The following is an 877-nucleotide window of genomic DNA, read 5'->3' on the forward strand; positions in this document are numbered from 1 at the left end:
GTTACCAGCCGCGCTCGGCGAGGCGGTGCGGCTCGGGGATGTCGGCGACGTTGATGCCGACCATCGCCTCGCCCAGGCCACGGGAGACGTCCGCGATGACCTTGGGGTCATCGTAGAACGTGGTGGCCTTCACGACGGCGGCCGCGCGCTGGGCGGGGTTGCCGGACTTGAAGATGCCGGAGCCGACGAAGACGCCGTCGGCACCAAGCTGCATCATCATGGCGGCGTCGGCCGGGGTGGCGATGCCGCCGGCGGTGAACAGCACCACGGGAAGCTTGCCGGTCGCGGCAATTTCCTTCACCAGCTCGTACGGGGCGGCCAGTTCCTTGGCTGCAACGTACAGCTCGTCCTCGGGCAGGGCGGCCAGCTTGGCGATCTCCGCACGGATCTTGCGCATGTGGCCCGTGGCGTTGGAGACGTCGCCGGTGCCTGCCTCGCCCTTGGAACGGATCATGGCCGCACCCTCGTTGATGCGGCGCAGGGCCTCACCGAGGTTGGTGGCGCCACAGACGAACGGGACCTTGAAGTTCCACTTGTCGATGTGGTGCTCGTAGTCGGCCGGGGTCAGGACCTCGGACTCGTCGACGTAGTCCACGCCGAGGGATTCCAGGACCTGGGCCTCGACGAAGTGGCCGATCCGGGCCTTGGCCATGACGGGAATCGACACGGCGGCAATGATCGCATCGATCATGTCCGGGTCGCTGGCGCGGGAGACGCCACCCTGCGCACGGATGTCCGCGGGGACACGTTCAAGGGCCATGACGGCCACTGCGCCGGCATCCTCGGCAATCTTGGCCTGCTCGACGTTGACAACGTCCATGATGACGCCGCCCTTGAGCATTTCAGCCATTCCGCGCTTGACGCGGCTGCTGCCGGT

1 protein-coding gene is annotated in these 877 nt (G+C 67.3%); it reads right to left on the reverse strand.

The genetic code is table 11. The features are described 5' to 3' along the window. Nucleotide 1: 1 nt before the first annotated feature. Nucleotides 2–877 (reverse strand): pyridoxal 5'-phosphate synthase lyase subunit PdxS (pdxS, locus tag G6035_RS19615; RefSeq protein ID WP_176618777.1); only part of this gene is annotated, 876 nt, incomplete at its 5' end.

This window comes from Arthrobacter sp. SDTb3-6 (assembly GCF_013376095.1).
In the GTDB taxonomy this organism is placed as follows: domain Bacteria; phylum Actinomycetota; class Actinomycetes; order Actinomycetales; family Micrococcaceae; genus Specibacter.